The organism is Paenibacillus nuruki (genome assembly GCF_001721045.1).
Lineage (GTDB): Bacteria > Bacillota > Bacilli > Paenibacillales > Paenibacillaceae > Saccharibacillus > Saccharibacillus nuruki.
Window position 1 is genome coordinate 1 of the sequence record NZ_MDER01000006.1, and the last position, 6,208, is coordinate 6,208.

At 29.9% G+C, this 6,208-nt stretch carries 4 protein-coding genes; 1 reads left to right on the forward strand and 3 read right to left on the reverse strand.

Annotated features, from left to right (window positions below):
- Together PTI45_RS01115 and PTI45_RS01120 are read right to left on the reverse strand one after the other, a co-directional pair.
- Positions 1-1,471, reverse strand: a 1,471-nt coding sequence (locus PTI45_RS01115) for a hypothetical protein (RefSeq protein ID WP_069325713.1), incomplete at its 3' end; no start/stop codon positions are given.
- Between the two features lie 531 nt (positions 1,472-2,002).
- The gene (locus tag PTI45_RS01120) at positions 2,003-3,205 is read right to left on the reverse strand and encodes a hypothetical protein (protein WP_069325714.1); all 1,203 of its coding nucleotides are present in this window, start codon (positions 3,203-3,205) and stop codon (positions 2,003-2,005) included.
- A 729-nt stretch (positions 3,206-3,934) separates the two neighbouring features.
- Here PTI45_RS01120 and PTI45_RS01125 point away from each other — a divergent pair.
- A complete protein-coding gene (locus PTI45_RS01125) occupies positions 3,935-5,626 on the forward strand; it encodes an ATP-dependent nuclease (RefSeq protein WP_069325715.1) in 1,692 nt (563 codons plus the stop codon).
- A gap of 316 nt (positions 5,627-5,942) precedes the next feature.
- Here PTI45_RS01125 and PTI45_RS23985 read toward each other — a convergent pair.
- Positions 5,943-6,208, reverse strand: a 266-nt coding sequence (locus PTI45_RS23985) for a hypothetical protein (RefSeq protein ID WP_217492685.1), incomplete at its 5' end; no start/stop codon positions are given.

Here is a 6,208-nt window from a genome sequence, read left to right on the forward strand (position 1 = left end):
ATTTTAATTTGTTCAAGATATAATCTTCGATTTTAAAACCAAGTGGAATATCTGCAATATTTGTCCACTTTGGTAATAAATCAATTTGTTCTTGAATCCATTTTCTTATATTGATTGGATCTTCTTTATCTTTTTGTAATCTATCTTCTGCATAAGCCTCTAGTTTTTTATAAGCTTCAGGAGACTTTTGTTTTAACAATGCATCAGATCTAAGCGTATCTGCATCAATAAAGAGATCTAATAGATTAGAGTACGCATATTGTTTAGTATGATGTGCTGGAACAATAGTGAAATGTTTTTCGAACACTTGGAAAGCAGATTTACATAATTTTTCAAACTCTCTTTTTCCATATGAGCTTGCAGCTGAAGCAAATTCAAATAATCGATTCTCATCATACTTACGTGGAGAAATAAATTTATAAACACCGGTTCGTTTTGAAATATCAATAATTTCACTCATTGTTTTATGTTTTAATTCAAACGTAATAAGATCAATGATGTCTTCTGGAAACTTCCGTTCTAGCTCATAAACTTCTCTGATTTTCTCAACAATATACTTAATGAATTTTCTGCTCTTATTTTTGAGTTTAGTAGCAAGAAGATAAAAGTCTTTTCCTTCATTATGATACTCAAAATCTCCAATCAGATTGCTAGCTAATAAATCTCTAAGATGCATAACTATTCTACGGTTTAACTTTCGCCCAGGAAGTACCTGACGATAATGCATACCTTTAACATATTCCTCTGTTAATAAAGGATTTAGTTTCATTGTTAACTTCGGTAAACGAGTTCCTTTTTGGTTATCAATTTTCCAAAACTTCAAAAGAGATATACCGTCTATTTTTAAACTCGCCAATATGTTAACAATATTCTTGAGTTCATAAACATAGGTTTTATGCAATTGTTTTAAAATACCGGAACCTTTACTTAGCCAATAAAAAGCATCATTTTTTTTATTGTTACCTGTTTTACGAATAAGATCAAAAACAAGCTTTTGTGCTGCGATCGGCAAATCTGTGAATTTCTTTTTAAAAACAAATGGATTCATAACTACCATACGAGTTATTTTATTAGTAGCTGGATCAATAAAGTGGTTCAACTTAAATTCGGATCTAATACCATCTTGAATTTCATGAATGAATCCAAGTCTCACAAACTTATCAAATGCAATATAAAATTGATCATCACAACAAGGATCTTCATATAGATTTTGCAACTTCTGATAAATCTGATGTTTACTTACATTTTCGAGTTCACCATTTGAATTGAAGCAAACATGTAATGTACACATCAACATCAAGTCAGCTTTCGTAATATGCCAAAGCAAGCGACTAGATCCATTCGATCGTTCTTTAAACTTTTCTTTTTTATGTATATTTTCAGATATAGAAAACAGAGCATCCATGAAGCCATCTGTTAAAACAAAATTTGAAGATTTTTCTTCTGTTAATTCAAAAGTAATATGCGTCACTCTTAACTCTCCTTTCTTATAAATTTCCTTCAATCTATTGCTTATAAATATGTACACCTTCAGTAATTGTTGTTATAATTTAGAGAGGGCGTAGCAGAAAACTTAATTAAACTTATTATCATATAAGTGAAATGAAGTGGATGAGATTTTGCTGGGGAGCGATTCTCAAATAGCTACATGCTGATCACTGTAAGGACTTCCTTTTGTCAGAAAGGAAGTTCTTTTATTTTATCCACATGTTAACATGTCATAAATCGACATTATCACTTAGTTTTGATTTGGTCAATGCTACTCAAAATGATCAATTTTTACTATTACAGCGTATTTTTATCAAAACCATACATTTTACTCCGTAAACCATACACTCTACTCCGTGAACCATACACTCTACTCCCAAAACCATACAGTCTACTCCGTAAAAAACGTAAATAATTAAATACTTTATAGTTATTTCATCTTTAAATCTGTGGATAACTATTTTTGTTTTTTTAGGGAGTAAAGTGTATGTTTCTTAAAAATATTTTTGTTTTTTTAAGAATCGTAATTTTCGATTTGTGTTTGTCGATGGACTAACAGCCATTCAGCAGGATTATATTGAATAAAAGTAACCTTATTTTTCACTTTTATAAACTCGTAATTCGCAATAATATCAGCATGCAATAAATGTTCAAATGAATTTTTGATGGTCTTGATCGTTCGAGCACGGTTATAGTTTTCATCGGTAATTATAATTTGATCAATTAGATCATCTATATTAAAAATGTGATTATCATTTTCTATCCCATTAAGAATACTTAAATAAATCATTCTGGCATAAGAAGTAGGTAATTCATTAAAAATGACCATATTAATGAAGATATAATTTCTTTCTAACAAGCTTTGATGAAGAATATCGTGAAATACAATTTCTGCTGCTCGCTCTTTCCCGTTCTCTTCTTCTCTTTTCCGGGCAATAAGTTTTAAGCTAGTGATGGGTCGGTGCTGTACAGTTGCAGAATAATATTTATGCTTGGATTGATCATAATATTCTTTGTATTCAATCCATGTCGCTGCAATGTTTTGAAGGCTGTCATAGATTAATTTATACTCACCTCCGCTAGGTTTGGTTAACATAGCCTCAGCAAGTTCCTTAAATTCAAACTCAATGTTTTGATTACATCCTTGTATCATCCAAAGCTTAAAAAGACCAATTAATACTTTTGTATCATATGTGTTTAAAATGGCCCCTTTATCATTTCTGTAGACAATGGGTCGGAATCCTCTACGCTCTAACTCGAATATGTTCTCAGACACGACAAGCTTACTCATTGTTTTTGCATGGGGTGTCCCAGATAGAAATGCTCCACTTGCAAGTAGATTTTTTTCGAATATATGTGAACTAAATTGCTTTTGATATTCTCTTTTATAGAAAAGAACGTTATTAAGAAGTTGTATTGATATAGAAATCAAATCTAACTTCTTTTGGTCGTTTATACTTATATTAAGCCCAGTAGATTGTTGTAATATAATTGATTTCAACTGATCGTTCTCTTGATCTTTGTACAAATCAATAAGAGGCTTCATTTCATTAATTTGTATAGAATGAAATGAAGTGAAATATTTTTGCATTTCGTCTACAATAATTTGATCAATTTGTTCTTTATTCATCGGATATTGTTTTGATATTTCTTTTTTTAGGGCATATAATTCGATAGCATACTGATCAACGAGTTCAGATAATTTTGATATCTTCATCACCTTCTTTCATATTGATATTAGTTATTATAGGGTACTTCAATCCACAAATGAAGATTTAAACATAGAAGGAAGCACCTACATGAATGCGCAAAGAAATACATTCACGTAGGTGCTTCCTACTAGTTTCATTCAATTATGTACACTACTATTTATAAATTTCAGGTTGAACTTCAATCCGCATTTTATCATAATCTGTCTGATAAGATAATGTAGCAATTTAGTAGTCCTTTATGCCAATTATTTAGCAAATCTATCCTGCAATTTTTTTCGGATGTATCTTTAATCAAATCCAATAGATTTTATTATTTCAGACCACTTTTCAATTTTTGAAGTGATTGTAGTAATCACCATTGGTTGAGTAGTCAAGAACATACCCGCTACAAAAACTGCGTTTGCAGAACAGAGCGAGTTAATTCCGTACCGCTTCTAATCCAAAAATTCACTATTACTTATTAAAATGATCGTAATGAACACTTGTTTTGATGATTGCATAATTTATAGTATAGAATAGTTATTGTTTGATGTAAATAGTACCTATAAAAAAGTCAGAGACTTCAACTTCAAAATCGACTATGCTGATGATTAAGATTCCTATTAATATAGAAAATAGTTCCAAATCATTAAATAATATTATATGATTACAAAAACAAGTTACTTTGATCACTTTTAAGACCTTAATCAAAGCTTCTTATAGCACTCAAAAATATAAAAATAAGGAGTAGAAATATGAGATTAATTAATTTCAGTGTTAAAAACTATAAAGTTTTTAAAGAAAAATTTTCAATTAGTTTCTCAAAAGACTTCATAATAATTCTTACAGGCAGAAATAATACTGGAAAATCAACTTTTCTCGAAGCAATCAATTGCTTCTTCCAAAAAGAAACCAAGGCAAAAACTATCCCCAATGATTGTTTTACGGTACGTAGTATAGATATAATACTCGAAGCAGTGTTTGAATCTGCTGATAAAGAAAGAATAACGATTATTAAGAAATATAGACAAGAAAATGCCCCTACTTTTTGTGATGATAAGGGAAAGGAAATCAAGAAAACACACAGCTTATTCCATAAACTAGAGGACATCTTGAGCAATAGACCCTTTTACATAACCCCGTCTATGTTACCTGATGATATAAATGATTTGATTCAAAACATTTACTCGGAAATAATTAAAAATGACCTCCTGAGACTTGAGAATTTCGATGGAAATTCAAAAGAAGATATGGCTACTTTTAAACTAGCTGAAGAATATACTAAGCTAAAAAAAGCATATCCTGCATTTTTAAAGAAAATCAAACAAAATACTGATGGCATACTATCAAAGGTAAGTAAAGATGTTTCCGATAATCTGAGAGTGCTTTTCTCTAATGACCAACTATCTCTTAATGTTGTTGGTGGTGAAAGCTCTGGTTTTTCATCAGCAGACCTCCTAAAATCCACAAATTCAAGCATCCACATTGATAGTAACAAACAATTTAAAATGCCTTTAGCTAACCAAGGCACTGGTCTTCAAAGAATGAGCCTCATTTACCTCATTCAAAATATGATTGAAAAAAAACTATTAGGTGAAAATGACAATAAATTATTACTAATAGATGAACCTGAAGCATTTTTGCATCCTGAAGCAGTTCGAGCATTAAGTCGTTCACTTTATAAAATAGGTAAAAAAATGCCCTTAATGATTTCAACTCATTCTCCAATACTCATAGATTTATCGGAAAAGCATACTTCCATTCAGGTTTTTAGAGTGGGTGAGAAAGAGGCTATCCAGTTATATCAATCTGCCAATGAAAAATTTGATAATGAAGACATAGCAAATATGAAAATTTTAAACTATGTGGATTCCTATGTAAATGAATTTTTCTTTGCAGATAAAATAATTATTGTCGAGGGTGATACTGAGTATATTGCCTTTAAACATCTTGCTAAGCAGAAAGGGTATAACATTCACATAATACGCGCTAGGGGTAAAACCACAATAGTTACTTTAATGAAGGTTCTAAATCAATTCAATTCCTCTTACGATGTACTACATGATGTAGATAACAATGAAAAACATCGTTCTACTACACTAAAAGCCCAATTAACGAATTGCAAGAATATATTCAACTATAAACAAGACGATAACATAAGAATATTTTGTTCAGTATCTCATTTCGAAAAAGCAATTGGTATCGGAGATGTCTTAGATGACAAAAAGACAAAAATTATCTATCAAATATTACACCCATCAGAAGCATCGGAGACAGATCAATATACTGAAGCTAGAAGCTTGGTTGAAGGTATATTTGAACAAATAATTAGCCGTAATAATGAGTTAAATTTAAGCAATGGATTCAAAAAAATCTCTAGTTCTAAGGATTATGATGAATTATTTATTGGATTAATTGCTCAAAAAATTCAAGAAGAAGAAAGATAACACATTTAAAGTTAAATAATAACAGCGATTTAATTAGAAAAGATGGTGTGTCTTTAAATTACGTAAATAACATTGCATCCTTTACCAATTTGTTATTAAAATCTTTCACTCAGGAAGTAAATAAACTTAAAGAGGACTTTGCAAATTTTATTAATACCTCCTTTTTATACTTTAGAATTTCTAAAAATTAAAGGAATGGATAATTAACGAGTAACTACATTAAAATCGTGTTTTTCTTATATATATATTCCTTTTAATATTCATATAAATAGGAAGTTCATGAGGTAATATTTCATGGACTTCCAAGTCAGATTATCTATTGTTGAAGAGAACTAAACATATTACTAATCTTTAAGTTGATTATTGCATCATCATTATTCCTTTGTTCATTATATCCTCTCAATTGTTCAGCATTACTTTCATCTTCTTCATTATTGATATTCTCTAGTCTTTCTTTTAGACGTTTAAGGTTATTATTTACAGCACCATCAAAGTAATTATTTACTATGCTTAACTCATCGATTAATTGATTAATCTGATCTATATCATTAAATACCTCGTTTATATCATCTTCTATTGCAT